19 protein-coding genes are annotated in these 23,648 nt (G+C 56.4%); 14 read left to right on the top strand and 5 right to left on the bottom strand.

Annotation, left to right across the window (positions count from 1 at the left end):
• Positions 1–102: 102 nt before the first annotated feature.
• From xseA to Q4G72_RS07035, 6 genes are all read left to right on the top strand, one after another.
• Positions 103–1,470, top strand: a complete 1,368-nt coding sequence (xseA, locus tag Q4G72_RS07060) for an exodeoxyribonuclease VII large subunit (RefSeq protein WP_303310710.1) — start codon at positions 103–105, stop codon at positions 1,468–1,470.
• 42 nt (positions 1,471–1,512) lie between these two features.
• Positions 1,513–1,791, top strand: a complete 279-nt coding sequence (xseB, locus tag Q4G72_RS07055) for an exodeoxyribonuclease VII small subunit (protein ID WP_303310709.1) — start codon at positions 1,513–1,515, stop codon at positions 1,789–1,791.
• 84 nt (positions 1,792–1,875) lie between these two features.
• Entirely contained in the window at positions 1,876–2,262 is a 387-nt protein-coding gene (locus Q4G72_RS07050; RefSeq protein WP_303310708.1) for a hypothetical protein, read from the top strand.
• A gap of 10 nt (positions 2,263–2,272) precedes the next feature.
• Complete coding sequence (locus tag Q4G72_RS07045) at positions 2,273–3,019, top strand: hypothetical protein (protein ID WP_303310707.1); 747 nt, start codon at positions 2,273–2,275, stop codon at positions 3,017–3,019.
• A gap of 56 nt (positions 3,020–3,075) precedes the next feature.
• On the top strand, positions 3,076–3,858 hold the full coding sequence (locus Q4G72_RS07040; RefSeq protein WP_303310706.1) for a sensor histidine kinase: 783 nt from the start codon (positions 3,076–3,078) through the stop codon (positions 3,856–3,858).
• A gap of 54 nt (positions 3,859–3,912) precedes the next feature.
• Entirely contained in the window at positions 3,913–4,326 is a 414-nt protein-coding gene (locus tag Q4G72_RS07035; RefSeq protein WP_303310705.1) for a response regulator, read from the top strand.
• A gap of 25 nt (positions 4,327–4,351) precedes the next feature.
• Here the strand turns inward: Q4G72_RS07035 and Q4G72_RS07030 are convergent, their stop codons facing one another.
• Positions 4,352–4,696, bottom strand: coding sequence for an MGMT family protein (locus tag Q4G72_RS07030; RefSeq protein ID WP_303310704.1), 345 nt, complete (start codon positions 4,694–4,696; stop codon positions 4,352–4,354).
• Between the two features lie 118 nt (positions 4,697–4,814).
• On the opposite strand from Q4G72_RS07030, the gene Q4G72_RS07025 reads away from it, so the two are divergent.
• From Q4G72_RS07025 to Q4G72_RS07000, 6 genes are all read left to right on the top strand, one after another.
• Positions 4,815–5,309, top strand: coding sequence for a YciE/YciF ferroxidase family protein (locus tag Q4G72_RS07025; protein WP_303310703.1), 495 nt, complete (start codon positions 4,815–4,817; stop codon positions 5,307–5,309).
• A 176-nt stretch (positions 5,310–5,485) separates the two neighbouring features.
• On the top strand, positions 5,486–6,640 hold the full coding sequence (locus Q4G72_RS07020; protein ID WP_303310702.1) for an efflux RND transporter periplasmic adaptor subunit: 1,155 nt from the start codon (positions 5,486–5,488) through the stop codon (positions 6,638–6,640).
• Between the two features lie 29 nt (positions 6,641–6,669).
• On the top strand, positions 6,670–7,128 hold the full coding sequence (locus Q4G72_RS07015) for a GNAT family N-acetyltransferase (protein WP_303310701.1): 459 nt from the start codon (positions 6,670–6,672) through the stop codon (positions 7,126–7,128).
• Positions 7,129–7,213: 85 nt separating this feature from the next.
• The gene (locus Q4G72_RS07010) at positions 7,214–10,291 is read left to right on the top strand and encodes an efflux RND transporter permease subunit (protein ID WP_303310700.1); all 3,078 of its coding nucleotides are present in this window, start codon (positions 7,214–7,216) and stop codon (positions 10,289–10,291) included.
• A 195-nt stretch (positions 10,292–10,486) separates the two neighbouring features.
• Positions 10,487–11,869 carry a TolC family protein gene (locus Q4G72_RS07005; RefSeq protein WP_303310699.1) on the top strand — a complete coding sequence of 461 codons (1,383 nt, stop codon included), beginning with the start codon at positions 10,487–10,489 and terminating at the stop codon, positions 11,867–11,869.
• Between the two features lie 73 nt (positions 11,870–11,942).
• On the top strand, positions 11,943–12,356 hold the full coding sequence (locus tag Q4G72_RS07000; RefSeq protein WP_303310698.1) for a hypothetical protein: 414 nt from the start codon (positions 11,943–11,945) through the stop codon (positions 12,354–12,356).
• A gap of 133 nt (positions 12,357–12,489) precedes the next feature.
• Here the strand turns inward: Q4G72_RS07000 and Q4G72_RS06995 are convergent, their stop codons facing one another.
• Positions 12,490–13,425, bottom strand: a complete 936-nt coding sequence (locus Q4G72_RS06995) for an alpha/beta fold hydrolase (RefSeq protein WP_303310697.1) — start codon at positions 13,423–13,425, stop codon at positions 12,490–12,492.
• 83 nt (positions 13,426–13,508) lie between these two features.
• On the bottom strand, positions 13,509–14,759 hold the full coding sequence (locus tag Q4G72_RS06990; RefSeq protein ID WP_303310696.1) for a zinc dependent phospholipase C family protein: 1,251 nt from the start codon (positions 14,757–14,759) through the stop codon (positions 13,509–13,511).
• Positions 14,760–15,038: 279 nt separating this feature from the next.
• On the opposite strand from Q4G72_RS06990, the gene Q4G72_RS06985 reads away from it, so the two are divergent.
• A complete protein-coding gene (locus tag Q4G72_RS06985; RefSeq protein WP_303310695.1) occupies positions 15,039–17,099 on the top strand; it encodes a hypothetical protein in 2,061 nt (686 codons plus the stop codon).
• 91 nt (positions 17,100–17,190) lie between these two features.
• Here the strand turns inward: Q4G72_RS06985 and Q4G72_RS06980 are convergent, their stop codons facing one another.
• A complete protein-coding gene (locus Q4G72_RS06980; protein WP_303310694.1) occupies positions 17,191–17,625 on the bottom strand; it encodes a hypothetical protein in 435 nt (144 codons plus the stop codon).
• 426 nt (positions 17,626–18,051) lie between these two features.
• Here Q4G72_RS06980 and Q4G72_RS06975 point away from each other — a divergent pair, with 426 nt between their 5' ends.
• Entirely contained in the window at positions 18,052–20,100 is a 2,049-nt protein-coding gene (locus tag Q4G72_RS06975; protein WP_303310693.1) for a HelD family protein, read from the top strand.
• 185 nt (positions 20,101–20,285) lie between these two features.
• On the opposite strand, the gene Q4G72_RS06970 is transcribed toward Q4G72_RS06975, so the two are convergent.
• Positions 20,286–23,648: PKD domain-containing protein (locus tag Q4G72_RS06970; protein ID WP_303310692.1), on the bottom strand; the 3,363-nt coding region annotated here is incomplete at its 5' end.

Below are 23,648 nucleotides of genomic sequence, written 5' to 3'. Positions count from 1 at the left end.
GCGTTGGGAAGCACATAAGCCCAGCATGAGTATTGCAGAAAGTAGACGCCCTGCCCGCCGGGATGCTTGGGTGCGCCGCGCCCAATTCCGTACCTTTCGGCTATGCCACCGCTGTACAACCGCCGCCCTGACCCTGGCCTGACGCCTCAGCCGCCTGCCCCGCTGGCCCTGAGCGAGCTGTTGCGCCGGGTGCGCGAGGCGCTCAGCGGCACTTTCCCGGATGCCTACTGGGTGGTGGCCGAAATAGCTGAGCTTACCCTGCCGCGCTTTGGCAGCGGCCACTGCTACCTCACCCTCACGGACCAGGCCCAGACCGGACGCGGCGCCCAGCTGAAAGCCCAGGCCCGCGCTACCATCTGGGCGGCGCGCTACGAGCAGCTGGCCCCACAGTTTGAGTTGCTCACTGGCCAGACACTGCGGGCCGGGTTGCGCGTGCTACTGCGCGTAAGCATCAAATTTCACGAGCAGTACGGCCTCAGCCTCGATGTGCTGGCCATAGATCCTACCTATACCGTGGGCGACCTGGCTCGGCAGCGTCTGGAAACCGTGCGCAAGCTGGAAGCGAAAGGCCTGCTCACACGCCAGCAGAAACTACCGCTGGCACTGGCGCCGCAGCGTCTGGCTGTCATCTCCTCCCCCACGGCTGCAGGCTTTCAGGATTTCATGCGGCAGCTGGATGAAACGGTCTATGCCTTTGAGGTGACGCTGTTTGCCGCCGTAATGCAGGGCACCGAGTCGCCGGCCAGCTTGCTGGGTGCGCTGGAGCACATCCGCCGTCAGCACGGGCGCTTTGATGCGGTGGTGATTATTCGGGGAGGCGGCTCTAAGACTGATTTGCTGGCCTTTGATGACTATGGGGTGTCGGCAGCGGTAGGCGCTTTCCCCCTGCCGGTGCTCACGGGCATTGGGCATGAGCGGGATGAGGCCGTAGTAGACCTGACTGCCCACCTGGCCCTGAAGACTCCAACAGCCGTAGCGGTGTTTCTGACCGAGCGCCTGGGCCGGCTGGATGCCGTGTTCGATGGCTATGCCAGCCGCATTCGGGAGCTGGCCAATGAGCAACTGAACGACCAGCAGCGGCAACTTTTGCAGCTCGGGAACCAGTTGCGGCAGGCAGCCAAGCACACCTACCAAAGCCAGCATCTGGACCTGCAACAGCATGCCCGCCAACTGACCCATGCTGCCCGCACCGTGGTAACGGCGCAGCAAAGAGCGGCGACCACCCGCCGGCACCGCCTGCAGCATGCTGCCCACCAGGCCAGCCAGCGCCAGCAACGCCGCCTCCGCCGGCTGGGGCGTGCCTTGGCGCAGCGCTTCCGCCGCCAGCATCGTCGGAGGCACGATGCTCTGGTGCGGCTGCGCTACCAGGTGGAGCTGCAAACCCGCCTGCAGGCTACAGCTGCTAACACCCTACAGCTGCTGGCTGCTGAGCGCCTGCGCCTGCTCACCGCGCTTTTGCCTCGCCGCTGAGCTGATTTTCCCGCTTTATTTTGATGATTTACTGCTTATAAAATGAGTACCGAATTTACCTACCGCAACGCCATTGAAGAGCTGGAAACCATTCTGCGCGCTCTGGAAACCGATACTGTAGATGTGGACGAGCTGACGGCGAAAGTGCAGCGCTCCTCCGAGCTAATTCGCCTATGTAAACAGAAGCTGCGGGCTGCCGAGGCGGCTATTGACCAGGTGTTTGACAGCCTGGACGAAGAAGAAGCCGACGAGGAAGAAGAAAGCTGGGAAGAAGCCCCACGCAACACCCCGCCTCCTGGTATACCGGGCATGTTGTTTTAACCTCCTTTTTAAAGCCCAATAGGCCCGATATATTATCATTTTGCGCCGCGCGCGGCATTGTATAACATACTTTAAAATCTATATTTGAAAACGGCTGCCAAGGCGTCGTTTCAATCATTTTATAGTTTACTCAGTTTACCAGCTTTTATGTCATTCACCGGATCAGAAGGAACATTCATCGAACTAGGCGTAGGCCACGATCTTACCAGCTGTTATCAGGGAGAACATACTGATGAAGTAAGGGGCTATTTTTTTGGCAAGACCAAACTCCAAAGTCTGCTTAACCAACCTGGATGCGTAGGCATCCGCATTTATTATGGCCAGGATGGCACCGGGCCCAAATTAGTGTTGGCAGGTGTTACCAACAACGAAAATGACATTATCACCCTTGTGCTGGATGCTGGTGTCCCTTCTCCCCCAGCTTCTGGTATATCAAATCAACTAAATAACATCACATCTATTATTTTATAATCCTAACCTGATGGACTATACGCTACCTATATGGTTACGAGAGACGGGCGTTATCATTTACTGGATTTGCCAGGTGGCCCTGCTGTATCCGCTTTGGGTAGCGTGGCGTCGGCGTGATTACTGGACTCTTCCAGTTCAGATTCTATTCTGGGTATTGGTAGCGCTGGAAGTCAACTGTTTTTTTCTGGACCTTTTCAATCTGCTCGACAATTCTGCGGAATTTCGGGCCAGGTTTCCGCCATATGGCATTTCAACCTGGCCGTTTGTGCATGTGCAGATTAATTTGTGGGGGCTAGGGTACATAGCTATGTTTTACTATGCTCTACAGAGCCCAAAAATCCGGCAGGTGCTGCGTATCTGGGTACCCGTTTTGCTGATTATATCCTTACTGGATTCGTTTTACCTGCATCCGTTCGTTGATTTTAAAGCTGATCAGTACGCCCAAACCAGCCAGTTTATTACGGTGATAGTGCTGTGCGTCCTGTATTTTGAACAGCTCCTGCAGCAACTGCGCATAAGTCAGGTAGAGCGAGACCCTCTGTTCTGGATTGCTACGGCTAGTATATTATATTTTACCTCTTCACTGGTAATGGGCAGCCTCACCAACAAAATGTTAGCCGATACGCATTACACTAATGGGCGGAACTTTCAGGCTTTATTTGGCCTAATTAGCTCTAGTGCCTGCCTGCTAAGCTATGTGCTGCTGACGATAGGTTTCTATCAGCTTGGCCGGGAGCAGAAACTGGTTCTGCAGTAAGTATAGTAGTGTTTCTATTCCATTAACCGCGTCGTAAGCCGCACCCCAGGAAATTCATGGAGATTTTACGCGTTTTCGCGGTTGTACTATCCGTTCTTCTCTTCCTGGCCCTCAGTATTGTGGTTTTTGTGGTTCGCTATCAGCGGCGGCTGATTCGGCAGCAGGCGCACTTGCGCAGTGTGCAGGATGCCGCCCAGCGCCAGGCCCTGGAAGCTGCCCTGGTGGCGCAGGAAGAAGAACGCCGCCGCATTGCCTCGGATCTGCATGATGAAGTAGGCACCACCCTGGCCATTGTAAAGCTGCACCTCACGGCTATGGGCCAGCCCGGAGAAACCCGGGAAATGACCGGGCTCCTGGATCAGGCTATCAGTGAGGTGCGCCGGATTTCGCGGAACCTCCTGCCGGCGGCCCTCGTGAAGTTCGGGCTTACGTTTGCGCTGGAAGCCCTGGCCCGGGCTGTGCCCCCTGGCGGTACCCGGGTGGAGCTGACGCAGCATGGCAAACCCATCGGACTAAGCCCTATGCAGGAGCTGGCCGTGTACCGCATTGTACAGGAGCTGATGGGCAACGGCCTGCGCCACGCCCAGGCCAGCCTCATTCATATTCATCTGGTATTTGCCACCAATCATCTGAATATCACTTATACTGATGATGGTATTGGCTTTGATCTTTCCGGTAGCGAGGTAGTACCGTCTCCGGACACACGCACGGGGCTGGGACTCACCAACATGCGCAGCCGCGTTACGCTGCTGCAGGGAACCTTGCGGCATCAGTCGACGCCAGGCACCGGAACGCGGGTTTGGATTTCCTTCCCGGTGCTGTATCTTTCTGACAATTAGTCTACTGCCCCGCTATATTCCTGCCTGCCCTACTACCTATTGCCTGTTTATCCTATGAACCAGCCTGTCCCGCTTATCCGCCTTGCCCTTGCCGATGACCATGTGCTTTTCCGCAAGGGGCTGCGGGCGCTGCTATCCAGCTTTCCGAACGTGGAAATTGTAGCCGAAGCGGGCGACGGCCAGGAGTTGCTGGAGCTGATAGACCAGCTGCCTACCCCGCCGCAGGTAGTACTGATGGATTTGCAGATGCCTGTACTGGATGGCCTGCAAACCACCCGCCTGTTGCGGGTGCAGTATCCCCGGGTGCGCGTGGTAATTATCTCCATGCACGATGAGCCCGAGCTGATAGAGCAGTTGGTAACTGAAGGCGCGCACGGCTACCTGCTGAAGAATGCCAGCCCGGAGGAAATGAGCCTCGCCATTGAGGCGGCCGCACAGGACCATGCCGCCAGCTTAAGCATAGCTTAGCCCTTACAATACGCTCTTTTTAATACTATGCCAGCTCTACGCTGGGGTCCCAGAACAGGCGGGTGAAGTCCTGCACCTGGTCGTCTACTACCCGGATGCCTTCTGCTTCCAGGGCTTCCTGCATGGCCGTGGGCGTAGTATAGTGCTGGCGCCCCGTGAGAAGCCCCTGCCGGTTTAGCACCCGATGCGCGGGCACGCCGGTTTCCGTGTGCGCGGCCATCATGGCCCACCCTACCATGCGGGCCCCGTGCTTAGCTCCCAGGTAGTGCGCAATGGCCCCGTAGGTAGTAATTCGGCCCGGCGGCACCAGCCGCACTACATCGTGCACATCCTGAAAGAAATTGCGGTGTTTATCTGATGGGGTTGGCATGCGGCAGTGGTTAGAAAGACCAAAATAACGTAACAACCCCTCTCTTCGATAGGCGTAAGGATATAATGTATTCCGAAGACCGGAACGATTTATCTATTCACCTTACTACTATTGACTTATGTTTGGTAAACTCAAAAGCCTCGACGACCTGTTTCACGAACAGTTAAAGGACCTCTATAGCGCCGAAAATCAATTAATAAAGGCGCTGCCCAAAATGGCGGCGGAAGCGCAGGACTCCCGTCTACGCCAGGGCTTTGAAAAGCACTTGAAGGAAACCGAGAATCAGATTACCCGCCTGGAGAAAATTGGCAAGATGCTGGATGTTTCACTCAGCGGGCATACCTGCAAAGCCATGCAGGGTCTGGTAGCCGAAGGGCAAGTAGCTATTGACGAAAATGCCACCGATGAGGTGAAAGACGCCGCGCTGATAGCCGCTGCTCAGCGCGTGGAACACTACGAAATTTCCGGCTACGGCACCGCCGCTCACTACGCTGAGCGTCTTGGCCACACCGATGCAGCCGTGCTATTGCGCCAGACGCTGCAGGAAGAGCAAATGACTGATACCAAGCTCAATGACCTGGCCAAGAACTATATTAACGCCAAGGCCATGTAGGTATTTGCGCCTTAAATCAGGAAAAGCCTGCAACATGCAGGCTTTTTTTGTGTCAATGGCCCAATGTTCATGCTTTTGATAACCTTATCGGAAAGCATGGTGTTGTGTAGAGCGGATAATTTCGTAGCGGATAAAAGCGCCCCTCCAGTTGAAGTAGGCGTTTCTTTTTTTACAATATGCAGACGAAGGAACAAGAAGAACAAGTAGTAGCAGAGCCACGTACCGGCCGCCGGTTTTTATGGATTTTTCTGGCGCTGGCCCTAGTTGCAGGGCTGGTTTTTGTGAAGATGCGCTACTTCCCTGCTACAGCGTCTGGGGGCAAAGGCGGCCCCGGGGGTAAAGGTGCACCTGGTGGTAAAGGCGGAAAAGGCGGCGGGGAGAAAGGCGCCAAAACGCCCGTACAGGTATATATTGTGAAGCCCACTAACCTGGCTGATGAAGTAGCCGCTACGGGTTCCGTGCTGGCCGATGAGGCCGTGGTTATCAAAAGTGAGATATCCGGCAAGATTACCAGTCTCAATATCCGGGAGGGCCAGCCGGTACGCCGGGGCCAGGTGCTGTTCAGCATCAACGCCGATGAGATTCAGGCAGACTTGCGCAAACAGGAGTACAATATCAAGCTCTACCGCGACCAGGAGCGTCGCCAGCGCGTGCTGCTTAATAAAGAGTACATCAGCGCCCAGGAATACGAGCAAACCAACAACCAGCTGCTCACGGCCCAGGCCGAGCTACAGTCCTTGCGCGCCAACCTGGCCAAAGCCTATGTGCGCGCCCCCTTTGATGGGGTACTGGGCCTGACCACCGCTACCGTGGGCACCTACGTGAGCCCTGGCACTGAAATTACTACTCTCTCCCGCATCCGCCCCGTTAAGATTGACTTCGCGGTGCCGGGTCGCTTTGCTTCCAACGTTCGGGTAGGCGACGTAGTAAGTGTAACGGATGAAGCCACCAACAAGCAATACGAGGCTAAGGTATACGCCATTGACCCGCAGATTGACCCGGTGAGCCGCACCCAGCCGGTGCGAGCCCGCTTCCCCAACACCGGCAACGAGCTGCGCCCCGGCGCCTTCGTCAAAGTAAACCTAGAGCTGGGCGAATCGACGAATGCCTTGCAGGTGCCAACAGAAGCCGTTATTCCCGAGGCCAGCGGCTACACCGTCTTTACTGTGAAAGGCGGCAAGGCCGTTTCTACCAAGATAAAAATTGGTGTGCGCTCGGAGAAGGTTATTCAGATTACGGACGGCCTGGCCGTAGGTGACACCGTTATCCGGACCGGCATTTTGCAGTTGAAGCCCGGCGACGCAGTGCAGATTCAAAAAGCTGAGCTGTAAACTACTTCTCCCGTCGAAAGGATTTACCCATGAACGCAACCACTCCCACTCTTTCGGCTGAAATCAACATTCGGCGGGCAGCGCCGGCTGATGCAGCGGCCCTGGCAGAGTTAGTAGCGGAACTTGGGTATCCGACCGACAGCCAGGACTTAAAACACCGCCTGGACAGCCTCACTGCCGCCGGTGACCAGGTGCTGGTAGCCGTTCGGCAACAGCAGGTGGTGGGGTTTGTGCTGCTCCATTGCACATATTTTCTGCACCGCCCACCCGATGGCCGCGTGGTTACCTTGGTCGTAACGGCCGAATACCGCAGTCAGGGCATTGGGCAACAGTTGCTAAGAGCCGCGGAACAGGCGCTTTTGGAGTTGGGGTGTGGTCGTATTGAAATAAGTAGTGGCGCCCGGCGCGAGGCAGCCCACCGGTTTTACCTGCGCGAAGGATATACTGAGCAGCCGAAACGGTTTATCAAGCCGGTATTGGCTGGTTAGCACATTGTTGTAAGCTGACCGGCGGGCTTTCGGGCCGCTGCCTTCAGCAGTTTTGTAGAGTATAGAGTAGTAGAAGCGCTTCCTTATGAGCTTATCCTCCACCAGTATCAACCGCCCGGTCCTCGCCATCGTGATGAGCCTTGTCATCGTGATTTTCGGCGTTATCGGGTTCCGGTACCTCAGCATTCGGGAATACCCGAGCGTGGACCCACCGATTATCACGGTTTCGGCCAGCTACACCGGAGCCTCGGCTGATGTGATGCAGAGCCAGGTTACCGAGCCGCTGGAAGAAGCCCTCAATGGCATTGCGGGCATCAAAAACATGACGTCGAACAGCCGCGACGGCCGCACCCAGATTACCGTGGAGTTTGACCTCGACGCTGACCTGGAAACCGCCGCCAACGACGTGCGCGACAAGGTATCCGGCGCGCAGGGCCGCCTGCCCCGGGATATTGACCCGCCCATCGTGAGCAAGGCCAACGCCGACTCCCAGCCCATTGTCATTACCTACCTCAGCAGCAACAAGCGCAGCCTGCTGGAGCTCACGGACTATGCCAACAATACCCTGAAAGAGCGTCTGCAGACTATTCCGGGTGTGTCGGAAATCAGGGTATATGGGGAGCGGAAGTACTCCATGCGCCTTTGGATGGACCCCGTGAAGCTGACGGCTTTGGGCGTGTCGCCGGTGGATGTACAGGCCGCCCTTACCCGCGAAAACGTGGAACTACCCAGCGGTGCCGTAACCGGGCAGAACACCCAGCTCACGCTGCGTACCATGGGCCGCCTGACTTCAGTAGAAGACTTCAATAACCTGATTATCCGCAAAGATGCTGCCTCTTTGGTACGTCTTTCTGATATAGGCTACGCCGAGCTGTATCCGGAAAACGACCAGACTATTTTCCGGGTGAATGGAATACCGGGCGTGGCCCTGGCCGTTATTCCTCAGCCAGGCTCCAACCAGATTGATATTGCCGACGAGTTTAACAAGCGTATCAAACAGTTCGGCAAGGATCTGCCCAAAGACCTGGAGCTGCGCCCGGCCATCGATAACTCTGTTTTTATCCGCAACTCCATTAAGGAAGTAGAGCACACCATTATCGAGGCATTTGTGCTGGTAGTGGTCATCATCTTCCTGTTCCTGCGCGACTGGCGCTCTACCCTGATTCCGGTAGTAGCCATTCCGGTGTCGCTGGTGGGTATTTTCTTCGTGATGTACCTGCTGGATTTCTCTATTAACGTGCTGACGCTGCTGGCCATCGTGCTGGCCATTGGTCTGGTAGTGGACGACGCCATTGTGGTGCTGGAGAATATTTACTCCCGCATTGAGGATGGCGAAGACCCGAAAGAGGCTTCCATTAAAGGCTCAGAAGAAATTCTGATGGCCGTCATCAGTACTACCATTGTACTGGCGGCCGTGTTCCTGCCCGTAGTGTTCCTGACGGGTATTACCGGCCGTCTTTTCCGGGAGTTTGGTATTGTGGTGGCCGGCTCCGTGCTGATTTCGGCCTTTGTCTCGCTTACCCTTACCCCCATGATGTGCTCCCAGCTCCTGAAGCGGCAGGAAAAGCACAACTGGTTTTACCGCAAGACGGAGCCCTTCTTTGAGCGGTTGATTGGCGGCTATCAGGACAGCCTGCAAACCTTTTTGCGCAACCGCTGGCTGGCTTGGCTGGTAGTGGCGGGTACGGGCGTGGGCATCTGGTTTTTCATGAAGACGCTGCCTTCGGAGCTGGCCCCAGTGGAAGACCGCAGCCGCGTGAACGTTAACGCTACCGGCCCGGAAGGTGCCTCCTTTGAGTTCATGGATGAGTACATGGCCCAGATTACCAAGCTGGCTATGGACTCTACAGGCGCTGAAAACCTGAACAGTGTCTTTACGGTAACCTCGCCAGGCTTTGGCGGGGGCTCCAATTCCGGTATTGCCCGCGTGCTGCTGGTAGAGGCCGACCAACGTCCCAAAACCCAGCAGGAAATTTCGGATATCATGAGCGCCGGCGTAAAGCGCCTGACGGCTGCCCGCACCTCGGTTTCCCAGGATCAGAGCATTGGCGGCGGTGGCGGCGGCCTGCCGGTGCAGTTTGTAGTGCAGACGCAGGACTTTGAGAAGCTGCGCACGGCAGTACCCAAGTTTTTGGATGCAGCCCGCCAGGACCCCACTTTTCAGTTTGTGGATGTCAACCTGAAATTCAACAAGCCCGAGCTGCGTATTAACATTGACCGGGAAAAGGCGCAGAGCCTGGGCGTATCGGTGCAGAGCATTTCGCAAACCCTGCAGGCAGGCCTCAGCGGACAGCGCTTCGGCTACTTTATCCGGGAGGGCAAGCAGTACCAGATTATTGGGCAGGTAGCGCGGGAAGACCGCAACCAGCCGCTGGATGTGCGCCAGCTCTCCGTGAAAGCCGCCGATGGCAAGCTGGTGCAGCTGGACAACGTAATTCGCCTGACGGAAAGCAGTACGCCGCCTCAGCTCTACCGCTTCAACCGCTATAACGCGGCTACGTTCTCCGCCTCGCTGGCCCCGGGCAAAACCCTCGGCGACGGTATTGCGGCCATGCAGGCCATTGCCGATAAAACCCTGGACGACACCTACACCAACGAGCTTTCCGGCCCATCCCGCGACTTCCAGGAAAGCTCCTCTTCCCTGGTATTTGCCTTTGGCCTGGCTCTGGTGCTGATTTACCTGGTGCTGGCGGCGCAGTTTGAAAGCTTCCGCGACCCGGTCATCATCATGGTGACGGTGCCGCTGGCACTGTCGGGCGCCTTGCTCAGTCTGTGGTATTTCAACCAGACACTCAACCTGTTTTCCCAAATTGGCATTATCATGCTGGTGGGACTGGTAACCAAGAACGGTATCCTGATTGTGGAATTTGCCAACCAGCGCGTAGAACAGGGCGAAGACTATATGACTGGCCTGGTGGAAGGCGCCACGGCCCGTTTCCGTCCTATTCTGATGACTTCTCTATGCGCCATTCTGGGTATTCTGCCGATTGCCATTGCCACCGGCGCAGGTGCCCTCAGTCGGCGCGCTATGGGTATCGGCGTGGTGGGTGGCCTGTTTTTCGCCACGGGCCTCACGCTTTACATTGTGCCGGTGATGTACTCTTATTTCGCTACCGCTAAAAAGCACAAGCACGCCGAAGAGAAACAAGCCGTAGCGGCATAAGCAGCAGAACAATTCTCCCCTGCTCAACCGAGCGGGGGCCGCAGCAGTAAACGGCTGTCGGGGTGGTTAGTTTTCTTGCTGATCCGGCTTTATGGAACAAGGTGCCCCTGCCTTGTTCTATCCTTAACCACCCTGCCCTTCGGGCATCCCTGCTGCCGAGGCAGGGAACTGGTTTCCAGCTATAGTATCCCATTCATGATCTTTCCGCTTCGCGCCTTTCTCGTCTCCACCTTCCTGTTACCCTTGCCTTTGCTGGCCCAGCAATCGGCCAGTCGGCCGCTTTCTTCCTCCGCGCAGTCGCAGAATATGGGCCCAACACTTACGCTGGCCGAAGCCATTCGCATTGGGCTGGAAAATAACTACGGGGTCAGGCTGGTCCGGCAGGATGAGCGTATTGTGGAAAACAATGTCACGCGCGGTAATGCAGGCCAATTGCCAGTAGTAACGGGCAATGTAACGCGCAGCTTTACCCGCAATAACGTACGGCAGGAATCCTTAAGCCGCCCTTTGCCCAGTACCGCCAGTGGTGCACAGTCGAATAGGGCTAACGCCAACGTAGCGGCTACCTGGACAATATTTGATGGTCTGGGAATGTTCATTGCTTATGACCGGCTAAAGACCCTGGCCCAGGGTCAGCAGCAGGTTACCCGGGCTACGGCCGAGGAAACCGTGGCCGATATTACCAGCGCCTACTTTGCCGTAGTGCGCGAAGCTGGTAAAATCCGCAGCTTTGAGGAGGCCCTCCGCATTGGGCAGCAACGCATTGACCTGACCCAGGCCCGCGCTGATGTGGGTGTGAGTGCCAAGGTAGAAGTACTGACCGCCCGGGTAGACTATAACGCTGACCGCTCGGCCCTAATTCAGCAGCAGGAAGCCCTAAAAACAGCCAAAATCAACCTAAATAATCTGTTGGGCCGCTCCCCTGCTCTGGATTTTCTGCCCGCTGACTCGATTGTAGTAAGCCGCGACCTGAGCCGGGAAACCGTGGCGCAGGCAATTCGCCAGAACAACCCCCGCCTGCAACAGGCCCGTATTAATACGCAGGTAGCTACTTATGACCGGCGCCTGGTGCGGGCGTCGCGCCTCCCCCAGATAGGTCTCACGGGCGGCTATGGCTACAACCGCAACATTAACGGGGAAGCTTTCTTCGGCACAGAACTCACCACCAACACCAGCCGCACCTATGGGTTGAACTACGGTGTGGTAGCTTCCGTGCCCATTTTCGATGGCTTCAACCGCAACCGGCTGGAGCAGAATGCCCGCATTGTGGAAATGCAGAGCAAGCTGGAGCTGGACCAAACGCAACTGCAACTGGATACGGAAGCCGAGCAGGCTTATGCACAGTACCAGAACCGCCTGCAACTGCTGCAGCTGGAAGAAGATAATATTCTGCTGGCCCGCCAGAACGTGGCTATTGCCCTGGAGCGTTACCGCCTGGGCCTGCTCACGCCCCTGGCCCTACGGGAAGCCCAGCGCAGCCAGCTGGACGCCGAAAACCGTCTGCTCGATATCCGCTTCCAGGCTAAGCAGGCCGAAACCACGCTGCGACGCCTGAGCAGCGGGCTGGTTCAGGAGTAGACTGGGGCAGATAGCAGTAGCCAGCGAGCTGGAGTTTAGGCTATTGTTCGGCTTATTGTCCTTTCTTTGCCTAATGTATTTATCGCCTAGACTCGAAATTCAGTACCGCTCCGACCTGGATGTACTTACTGTACGCTGGCTGAATGCATTGCAGCCCGACCTGTTTCAGCAGGACTATCATACTATCCTCTCCGAGGCCTGCACCCACAACACAACGCGCTGGCTCATTGATGTACGCCGCCGGCCTCACCCCACCCCTGACATGGCCGAGTGGGCTGCCAACGTTTGGCTGACAGAGGTGGTAGAGACAATGGCTCCGCACCGGGCACGTCTGGCCTATCTTATTTCGCCCAGCCGCGAAGAAGCCCTGCAAGCAAGCCCCTCCCTGCAGGCCAGCGTGAAAACCGCATCCAATCCCAACCGGGGCTACGACGTGTCTATCTTCAACAACGAAGGGGAAGCCAATACCTGGCTTATGGCGAACTAAGCCCCGAAAATCGGTGGCACTTCCTTTTAATCTGCTCACCCATTTTTATTAAAAGGCCCGATTCAGAAGGCTACACCTTTTGAGTCGGGTCTTGTTCTGTGGTGCGCAGGCCATCGGGGCCTTTATGTGGGCATTACTGGAGCTTTTTGGCCCAGCGTACGAGGGCAGCGCGGAAGGCTTCCGGCTCTTCTACAAAAGGTACATGGCCGGTTTGCATCTGTGCTACCTGCTGGTGGGGGAAGCGAAAGAGCTTGTAGTGGTCGGGGCCGATGCAATAGTCCTTGGCACCAGTAACCACCAACACTGGGGCTGTAATCTGGGGAGTGAGCAGGGTAAAGTCCTGCCGGTAATCGGGCAGACGGAAGCCATAGCCGCCGAACTCCCCGGTCTGGGGGTTGCCTTTGTCAGCCTCGTCAATCTGGCGCTGGCCGGCCTCCGTCTGAAACTGCAGCTTCTGAAATAAGCCCTTCGAGTTCAGAAAGCCCAGCATCTGGCCAAAACGGGCATCCAGCGCCTGTGTGGTGTCCTGGTATGCGGCCTGCTCGGCAGTGGGAACATATTGCAGGCCGGCGGCAATAGTGTTCTTCATGGAGTCCTTCAGGTACAGGGTACATTCTACCAGCACCAGGCCGCGTACGTGCTGCGGATATTTAGCGGCATAGGCGGTGGCAATGGTTCCCCCGAAGGAGTGCGCCATCACCACCCACTGCTCCACGCCCAACTGCAGCCGAATTTCTTCCAGATCCTGCACCATGCGCTCCAGGGAGTAGTTATGGCGCGGGTCGTTCTGGGAGCGGCCGCTACCGCGCTGGTCGTACCAGATCATCTGAAACTTATCTTCCAGGGTGGGGCCAGCCAGCGCCTGCGGCATGCCGCTCCAGGCGCCCGGCCCACCATGCACAAACACACACGGAATGCCTTTCCCGGAAATGGAAGCAAAGAGCTGTACCCCATCCGAGGTCAGCAGTGTGGGCGTACCATTAACCAGCGGCACGCGCGGAGTAGCAATTGCCAGAGCAGGCAGCAGCAGAAAAAAAAGCAACAGGCGAAGGTGAGCGAGCAGATACATAGCAACTATGTTTTGCTGCCTAGACCACGCTTTTTCAGAAAGGGTTGCCCGGAAGAAAACACGAGAGCCAACTGGCAGGCCTACTACTCCCTGGTAACAAGTGCGCGTAAATGTGTCAGCGCCTCCTCCGTTTGCCGTTGCTTGTCTTCTTTAATGGTAGGGCCTGGCTTTATGCCCGATGAAGTGTAGAAAGCCAGAATGCTTTGTTTCTGCGGGGTAGTCAGGCCTTCAAACTCGTTGTGGTCCAGTTTGAGCAGCCACTCACTATAGGTTTCATCGGCCAGGGGGTACTCGCCGGTGTGGGTAGGGTGGCCAGTGTCAAAATCGGTGTTGGGCAGGGCCGCAGCCGGAATGTAGCCTTGTTTATTCAGCAGACCACAGTACTTGCCTATCACCTGATGAAAGCTACTCCGAAAAAGGGTTTGCGCTTCGGGAGTGGGCAACTTAAAAGCGAATGGCTTGAGAGGACCTATCTTAGGCAACACCCGCACCAGGTAGGACAGCAGGCGGGCCCCCACCCCGGGCTGCTGGTAACTGCCGCCAAACTCCTGGCGGTACTGGCGCTTGCTAAGATGGTAGATATAGTCGCGGCGCCGGGCCTTGGGGCTGAGGGCTAGAATATCCTTCTTCTTGCTCTGCCACGCTGCGCGGGTAGCCATGGGAATAATTTCCTTTACGGCGAAGCGGTAGGAGCCAATGCTCAGGTCCACGTTGGCAATAACCTGCCCTAGCTTCAGTGCATATGTTTTTTCAAAAGCCCTTTCCAACGCTTCCTTGCTTACTTTAAACCCGATGTAGTTGTGGTAATCATCGGAGCGGTAACGGCCGGCGGCTACTTGCAGCACATCAAAAGAAAACTCCAGTTGGGTGTGCTCCTTGGGAGCTTCATGGTACGTAATGACTTCACCAAACTCAGCTTTCAGCTTCGGATACACAAAGGGCAGTGCCTTGTTAGTGCCTTCCGGGTGGCCACTGATATCAGCGGTATAATGCCCCAGCGCGCCTAGAGCAAAGGCGTACTCGTTCCGGTCGTGCGCCTCATCCAGCAGATTGCGCACAAAGTCGCCGCTGCGCACATAATGGGTGAGGTTAGTAAAAAGCTTGGAGCCGAAGGGGTAGAAGCCCATATCCTGAATAATAGCGCCGCCATAGGCATAAGCTTTGGCTTCTTTCAGCTCCTCGGGGGTGGCACCGGGAAAGCGGCGTTGCAGAGTGGGTATCAGGCAGGGCTCCCAGGTAGAATCAATGTTGGCCTGGTGCGTAAGGACCGAATAGGCCGCCGCCGGTACCCAGGCAAGTACCAGTAGCAGACCGGTCAGTAAAATGCGTTGCATAGGAAAAAAACAAGGAGCGTATAGGTCCGCAACGTAGAGGCGGGGCTTTGCGTTGCGGGCCGCTGGGGCAGCAGAAGCGGAATAGGGAGAATAAAATGAGGCAGAACCCGGCGGGGTCCGTATTTTTGCCCGCGTTTGTCCGGTGCGCAAGCACGACGGTTTGGTTTGTTCTGCTTTGTTTGTCTGGTGAGTTACCGTTGGATTTTTCTTGGATGCCTGCTTCTCCTGGCTCTGTTATCTGCTCCCGCAGCAGCCCAGAGCCCAACCGCACCTCCCCTCTTGCGCGACGTAGTACTGCGTACTGATACGCTTAGCTTCAGCCTCGGGCACAATATTTACTCGCTGAAGGGCGAGCCAAACGTCTACTTTACCTACCGGCGCGATGATGAAACGGTGGATCTGACGGTATATCCCTACCAGCCGCAGAAGGCACTTCGCCTGGTGCGCTCCGCCGATTTTCAACTGCTCGACTCACTCACCTCGAGTCCGGACGGAAAGACCTTCCGGGCCAAGCTGCGCTTCCGCGACCTTACCTCAGCCCAGTTTCTGCGCCTCTCCTTCACGGCACCTGCTGACAGTGCGGGTGGCCCCCTGCTTTCCCAAACGGTAAACCTACTGCCGGTTACGCGCACCACCCTCGATTTCCGCCCCAACGACACAGAGCTGTTTGTAGGCGAGGAAAAGGTCTACGACCTCAACAGCAATAATGCTAAGAACGTGCGCACCACCGGGGAGTGGACGCGTGGCCAGGACATCGACTACCGCCTTACCCAGGACAAAGGCCAGTTGCGCCTGCACGTATTGCCCAATACCCTGGGCACCCGCATACTGACCGTGCGGGCCCAAACGGAGCGCCCTTTTCTAACGGATAACAACCGCCGCCTGACCTACGCGCTGCCGCCACTACGGCAGGAATTTACGGTGAAGGCCTCCCGGCTTCGCTTTTTGAGTGTCGATAAAAAGGAAATTACCCTAACGGAGGCCACCCGCCGGCAGGGCGTGGAACTGATTCTGGACAACGGCCGCACCTTCGACCTGAAGCGCACCTACCGCATTGAGGATCAGGAAGAGGCAGGCGGTGCGCTTATTGCCGAGCTGTTTACGCGCCAGTACCTGACTAACGACCGGGTACTATGCTGGCTGCGTGTGTTTAACACCCACCGCCAGACCGATAGCTACCTCTATATTAAGGAAGACGACAAGGCCAAGTACGTTACCAACTTCAACATCTCGCCAAAAACTACCGTCTCTGCCCTGAGCGTGCGCCACCGCGGCGGCGACTGGACCAACAGCAACACCGTGAACCCTGGCGAAACGGTAGATGTGCGCCTGGAAGGGGAGTCATTGCAACGGGCGCGGTTTCACTTTGAGGATGTGCAGACTGTGCCTTCTGATTCCAGTATCCGCTCTGATGCGGCCGTGGTATACCGCGTACAGGTGCCGTTAAACATTGACAAAAAGCGCATCACCATCTTTAATGCCGGGCAACCCACAGGTTTCCAGCTGGCTATTAAGGAATTCCAGCGCCCGCACCCCCTCGATTTTGTAGCCGTTACCTTTGGGGAGGCCCCCCGCCCTATTACGCGCTTCAACGGTCCAATTCTCTACGACCGTACCGTCAGCGACGTCGTCTTCAGCTTTAACTCTGCGGCCATCGATTCTGACCAGCAGCTCTATGGCAAACAGTACCTCACTTTCGATATCCGAACACAGAACAGCAAGGGCGAGCTGATTGAAATGCGTACCCTGGAAAATGTGGTGGTTTGCCCTGATGGTTCTTCGGTACGGGCGGCTTTCTATCAGGATAAGCAGTGCCAGGTAGGCAACATTAGCCTCAACAGTCTATTATCAGCCCGTAAGACCTATGATCTGGATGACTGGAGCACAGCTATTATCACTATAAAGCATACCTCAGGACAGTACCAGGAGCCCGGCTTTTCCCAAAAGCTGGAACTGGTACTCAAGCGCAAGATGAAGTTCGATATTGACGTAAGCTTCCCCGGCGGCTTACTTACCCGTAAGTCCGGCGACACAGGCTTTGGCTCATTTGGGGGTATTTCACTGGCCATGTTGGGCCAGCTCAGCTTTTATCATCCGGAAAAAATTAACCGTCTGCGCCCCTATAAGGTTGGAGCCGGCTTCGTAGCCCTCAACGCTTTTAACCTGAATAGTAACGATACAAGCGTTAAGCGTGACTTAGGCATCGTAATTCTGGGCTCAGTTTATCCAACGCGGCGCGATGCTAAGCTTTCATTCCCACTATATCTGGGCGGCGGGTGGCTACTTTCAGAAGGCAAGCCTTTCTTCCTGCTGGGGCCAGGCATTGGCGTTCGACTGTAAATACAACGCCTAGCAAACCCATTTCATAGAGAAGGGGGCCGCCGGCATATATGCCGACGGCCCCCTTCTGTGTTTTTGCACCTTCCGTTCCTTACGGAATGGTGACGGTTTTCTTAATGTAGTAAGTGGAAGTTGCTGGATCCTTCGGAGGATTTAGCGTATCGAAATCCAGGGAGGCAATTACCTTCCCATCAGCCAGTAATTCTGCGTGCACGTTGCCTTCCACCGGCTTGAACTCCGTTTCGGCACCAATCATAAAGGTAGCATCAACCCCATGTCCAATTTGCCTGGCCGTTTCTACCTTAGGCGTTTCGGAGTAGCTCACATCGTAGGTGAAACGCTCTTCCGGCTTGTCCTTAGGGTATACAAACACGTGCAGGTCCTTAGCCGTTGTGGGCGAGGTAACCTGTAGCGTAAGTACCGGCTTGTTTGGGTCTACAGTGGGAGTAGAATTAGGCTTCGTCTCATCTTTATCACAGGCGGTGAACAGAAAAAGGAAAGAAGCCAGATAAGTTAAAATACGCATTTGAATGGGTTATGGGTAGAAGGATGCAATATACCGGATGAAGGATAATTCCTTCATAGGCAGACTGAGCAGGCGTTCAGCTGGTCAGCAATAGTGCTTTGCCTGAACCGATTCTCTTTCCCACAAGTTCCTTACTCCCTTATCCTGTTATCGGCTGCATTGGCAACGCTTTAATGCAAGCTTAAAAAAGCGCTAAGCAGAGGATTGCATAGAAAAGGGAGTTCACTCCTTCAAGCGAAACGGCATTACACACGTACAGCTCACGTAATCTGCTTTTCTGGGAAGGATATCAGAATACAAACAGAGGGATAAACTCCCTGCCGGGTTGCCAGAGTCCAGGCCATACGCCGAACACAAAAGAAGCGGTGTGCTTCGATAGACCAGAATTTGATGGCACCTTTGAGGTCCATTTTCCAATAGCCGCCCGTGATCAACGCAACGGAACCAGAAGAAAGAGAATACCTGGAAGAAATCAAGGAGAAACTGACGCTGGCCATTCGGCGGATAGAGGATGCCGTCAAGCAGTTTTCCGAGGAACTCCGGCAGAAGAAGGAATATATCCATGAGCACCAGTCGGGCATGGATGATGCCGATATGGTGGCCGCCGGCCAATCGATTAACCGCATGGCCTTTACAGGGGAAGCTGCCGTCAGCCGGAAACGGAAGCTGATCAAGCTGGGACAATCCCCTTATTTTGGCCGTATTGATTTCATCACGCAGGCCCAGGAACGGTTGCCGGTCTACATCGGTGTATATTCCTTCCTAGACGAGCGGCAGCGCCAGAACCTGATTTACGATTGGCGGGCTCCTATCTCCTCCCTATTCTATGATTTCGAACTTGGGGAGGCTTCCTTTACTACCCCCTCCGGTACAATTCAGGGCACCATTGCCTTAAAGCGGCAGTACAAGATCCGGGACGGCCGCCTGGAGTTCATGCTCGAAAACGACGTGAACATTCACGACGACGTGCTGCAGCGGGAGCTGGCCAAGTCCTCGGATGACAAGATGAAGAATATTGTCGCGACTATTCAGCGCGACCAAAATGCGGTAATCCGCAACGAAGACGCGTCGGTGATGGTCATCCAGGGCGTGGCCGGCTCGGGCAAAACCTCCATTGCCTTACACCGAATTGCGTTTCTGCTGTACCGCTTCCGGGAGACCATTGCGGCCAAAGACATCCTCATCATTTCGCCCAATAAAGTCTTCGCCGATTACATTTCGAACGTTTTACCCGAGTTGGGAGAAGAGCACATTCCGGAGATGGGCATGGACGAGCTGGCGGCCGACCTGCTCGACACCCGATACTCGTATCAGACCTTCTTTGAGCAGGTATCCGCGTTGCTGGAGGCGCACGACCCGGCTTTCATTGAGCGCATCCGATTCAAATCATCCTTTGAATTCCTCAGCCAGCTCAACCAGTATCTGCTCCACATCGAGAACCACTACTTTGCCTGGCGGGAGTTACGGGTGGGCCGAACCGTCGTCCCCGTCGCCGTCCTGCAGCAGAAGTTCAAGACCTACCACCGGGTGCCACTCCTGAAACGATTCGCACTGGTTGCCAACGATATCCGGGCCTACGTGCGGGACGCTGCCGGCCGCAAGCTCACCGGGCAGGAGAAAGCCACCATCGGGGAAGCCATTCCCCGGCTGTTCAAGTTCCATCAGGTGCCGGACCTCTACCGGGATTTTTTCCGCTGGCTGGGTAAACCGGAGCTCCTGAAGCTTGACCACCGCCTACACCTGGAATACGCCGATGTCTTTGCCTTGATCTACCTGCGCCTGCGGCTGGAAGGCATCACCGCTTACGAGCAGGTGAAGCACCTGTTGGTGGACGAGATGCAGGATTACACCCCGGTTCAATATGCCGTGTTGTCCCGCTTGTTCTCTTGCCGGAAAACCATTCTGGGGGATGTAAGCCAGACAGTGAATCCTTACAGCGCTTCTTCCGCCGAAACGATTGAACGCGTCTTTCCGCAAGCCGATGTAGTTAAGCTATACCGCAGCTACCGCTCTACCGTCGAGATTACAGCCTTCGCGCAGCGTATCACCCCCAATCCCCACATCATTCCGCTGGAAAGGCACGGCCAGGAGCCCATGGTAGCGCGCTACCACAACCAAGGTGAGGAGCTGGCAGCTATTCAACAGATGATAACGGCCTTCCAAAGCTCCGGAAATCATTCGCTGGGCATCATTTGCAAAACCCTCCGGCAAGCCGAAGACGCATATCAGGCACTGCAGGCGCCGGGCATTCATTTGCTCACGGAGGAGTCTACTTCCTTCAAAGAAGGAGTTATCATTACCACGGCCCACTTGGCGAAGGGACTGGAATTCGATGAGGTCATTGTGCCTTTTGCCTCCGCCCATAATTATAAAACGGAGGTGGATAAGAGCATGCTCTATGTGGCGTGCACCCGGGCCATGCACCAGCTCACCCTGACGCATTCTGGGCCTATTACCGCCTTGCTGTCCGCCTAGTGAGGTTTGGTTCCTGCTGACTGGGAGCCAAGTGAAAGAGAGGAAAAAACGGCCATGCCATTAAGCGCACTTAAGCTGTATCCATCCATCATTAGGTTTAAGAATAGCTATGCACCTGCTAAGCCAAGCCAAGGCGTTTCTCGCCCCGGCTTGGCTTAGCAGGTGCATAGGCCTCTTTCGTTTGCTTACTGGCGTAGCAGCTTGAGCTGAACGATGAACTTCGACGGGCTTTCCAGCTGCAGGTAATAAAGGCCGACAGCCGGCATTTTCTGCGAGAAGTTGAATGGCAGTGTGCTGGTTGGGGCCGCCAGCTGTAGCTTTCCGGACGCCAATCGGGCACCCAGCGGGGAAAACAGCGTGTAAGTTACTTCGCCCTCCAACAGCTCACCCAGCCCTACCACATACTGTCCATCCGGGGAGGGATTTGGATACACAATGATGTCTGTGGCACCTGTGGCCTTAGCGGGTAACGGGGTGACGGTCCGGGCAATGGTCAACGAAGCGCTGGATCCGGAGCCTGTCAGGGAAAAGTCAAAGGACAGATCCGAGCTGACCGGATCATTCTGGTGCATCTCCACGGCAATAACATTGGTACCCACCACAAAAGCCGAGGCCGGAATGGTGAAAGTTTGCGCCGTAGCCCCGTCGTCCCCTGCCTGGGTCAGCGCTTTGGTCGTGTAAGTCACAGTGCCGGTGGGCAGGTTACTGCGGTACACCTCCGTGCCATTCACGTACACCACCGCCCCATCGTCGCGCTTCAAGCTGGCGGAATACGATGCAAAAGTACTGGTCAGCGAGATACTCTTCCGGAAGTAGGTGGTAATGTATTTGGCACTGGCATTAGGCCCGTAGCTGACGATAGTGGCTTCATCCCCATCCCCGTAGCCCAGCTGAGCGTTGCCGCTCTTCCAGGCCCCATCGGCAAAGCTGGTAGCCCGCCAGCCAGTACCCTGGTCAGTCCCATTATCCAGGTACTTCCAGCTGGCCCCATAAGCGAGGATAGTACTACTAGTGGTGCTGCTGGAAACAGAGACCGAAACCTGATCCGCCACGCTGGGGACACCCTGGTTATCGGTAGCCGTCAGGCTAAAGACATAGCTACCCGCAGCCAGTCCACTGACGTTAGGGGCCGCCACGGTTTTACTGGAGAAAGTAGCGGTATTGGGTCCACTGACCTGACTCCAGCTGTAGGACGCAATGCTGCCATCGGCATCGGTCGCTGATCCATCCAATACTACACTGCTTGTGGGCAGGGTAATCGATTTATCCGGGCCGGCATTCGCCACGGGGGCCTGATTGGTGCTGCCTGATCCGGAGCCGGTGAGGGAGAAGTCAAAGGACAGATCCGAGCTGACCGGGTCAGACTGGTGGACCTCGACGGCAATGACATTCGTGCCGGAGACAAAGGCCGAGGCCGGAATGGTAAAGGTCTGTGGCGTGGCCCCGTCATCGGTAGCCCCGGTAGCCCGGGTGGTGTAGCTCACAGTGCCGGTGGGCAGGTTACTGCGGTACACCTCCGTGCCATTCACGTACACCACCGCCCCATCGTCGCGCTTCAAGCTGGCGGAATACGATGCAAAAGTACTGGTCAGCGAGATACTCTTCCGGAAGTAGGTGGTAATGTATTTGGCACTGGCATTAGGCCCGTAGCTGACGATAGTGGCTTCATCCCCATCCCCGTAGCCCAGCTGAGCGTTGCCGCTCTTCCAGGCCCCATCGGCAAAGCTGGTAGCCCGCCAGCCAGTACCCTGGTCAGTCCCATTATCCAGGTACTTCCAGCTGGCCCCATAAGCGAGGATAGTACTACTAGTGGTGCTGCTGGAAACAGAGACCGAAACCTGATCCGCCACGCTGGGGACACCCTGGTTATCGGTAGCCGTCAGGCTAAAGACATAGCTACCCGCAGCCAGTCCACTGACGTTAGGGGCCGCCACGGTTTTACTGGAGAAAGTAGCGGTATTGGGTCCACTGACCTGACTCCAGCTGTAGGACGCAATGCTGCCATCGGCATCGGTCGCTGATCCATCCAATACTACACTGCTTGTGGGCAGGGTAATCGATTTATCCGGGCCGGCATTCGCCACGGGGGCCTGATTGGTGCTGCCTGATCCGGAGCCGGTGAGGGAGAAGTCAAAGGACAGATCCGAGCTGACCGGGTCAGACTGGTGGACCTCGACGGCAATGACATTCGTGCCGGAGACAAAGGCCGAGGCCGGAATGGTGAAAGTTTGGGCCGTATTGCCATCATCCGCCGCCGCGGCCACTGCCCGGGTGGTATAGCTGATGGTGCCCGTGGGCAAATTGCTGCGGTATACTTCCGTGCCATTCACGTACACCACCGCCCCATCATCCCGCTTCAGATTGCCCGTGAAGGAAGAAAAGGCGCTAACATTCGTGAGGGTGAAAGCCCGGCGAAAATAAGTGGTGATGTAGCGGTTGCTGGCATTTGGCCCATAACCCACGACGGTTGCCTCGTCGCCATCGCCATAGCCCAGCGGAGCGGAGCCACTTTTCCAGGAACCATCAGCAAAGCTGCCAGACCGCCAACTGGTACCCTGATCAGTTCCATTATCCAGGTACTTCCACGTGGCCTTGTAGCTCACCAGGTTGGTGGTGGTCGTGTTGCAATTCGGATTCAGGCGCACTTCCTGCCTGGTGGACAGCCCGGCGGCATCGGTCACGGTTAGCTCAATGCGGTAGTAATACTCCTCGTCCACGCAGCCCAACGGCTCGACGGTGGTCGTCGTCTGCCGGGCCGTGTCCACTGGCTCGGGGTGCTCGTGCGTGGCGTGGTGCAGAAACGTTTGCCAGGCATAGCGCAGCTGGCTGGCGGGATGCTCGGCATCACTCACCGTGGCCCGCAGCGGATAGGTCGTGTTGCCCGACAGCGGGTAGAGCGTGCCCGCCGCCGGGCTGGTAATGGTCACCTGCGGTGGGGTGTTATTGGGCGAAATGGTGAGCGGGGCCGTGGCCGTACTGCCCTGCGCGTCGGTTACCTGCAGCGTGACGGGGAACTTGGCCGGGCCGCTGCCCGGGGCCGTAAAGGTATGGCTGGGGTTGGCCAGCGTGCTGGTGGTGCCATCCCCAAACGTCCAGAGGTAAGTCAGCGGCTGGCCTTCCGGGTCGGAGGAGGCGCTGCCCGTGAACTGCACGGCCAGCGGGCTGGGTCCGTAGGTTTTATTGGCCGTGGCCACAGCCACCGGTGCCGAGTTATTGGCGCTATTGTAGGTAATCCTTCTAATTTCGGACGGCGCGAAGTTTACATAAAATAGGCCCTTTTGGGTTGGGCTGGTAGCCATGTAAACGACCACGCAGTTGTTGTTGACGAAGTTGCCCACGGCGCTGGGCTTATTCGCCCCATCCACCGTCAGCTGGCGCATCCACCCGCTGACATAATCCCCAAAGAAATAGCTGTTGGCATACGGGGCCGGAAAGTCGGTATAGGGGTAGAACACGCCCCCCGACACGGAAGAGCCCCCGAACTGCGGGCCCGCCACCGGCGAGCCGGCCGCCCCCAGGTTGGCTGTTGTGGCCGTGCCCCCGCTGAA

Source organism: Hymenobacter sp. BT730 (genome assembly GCF_030542105.1).
GTDB lineage: Bacteria > Bacteroidota > Bacteroidia > Cytophagales > Hymenobacteraceae > Hymenobacter.
Note: the sequence above shows the minus strand (reverse complement) of the source record. Positions and strands in the feature narration are given on the sequence as shown.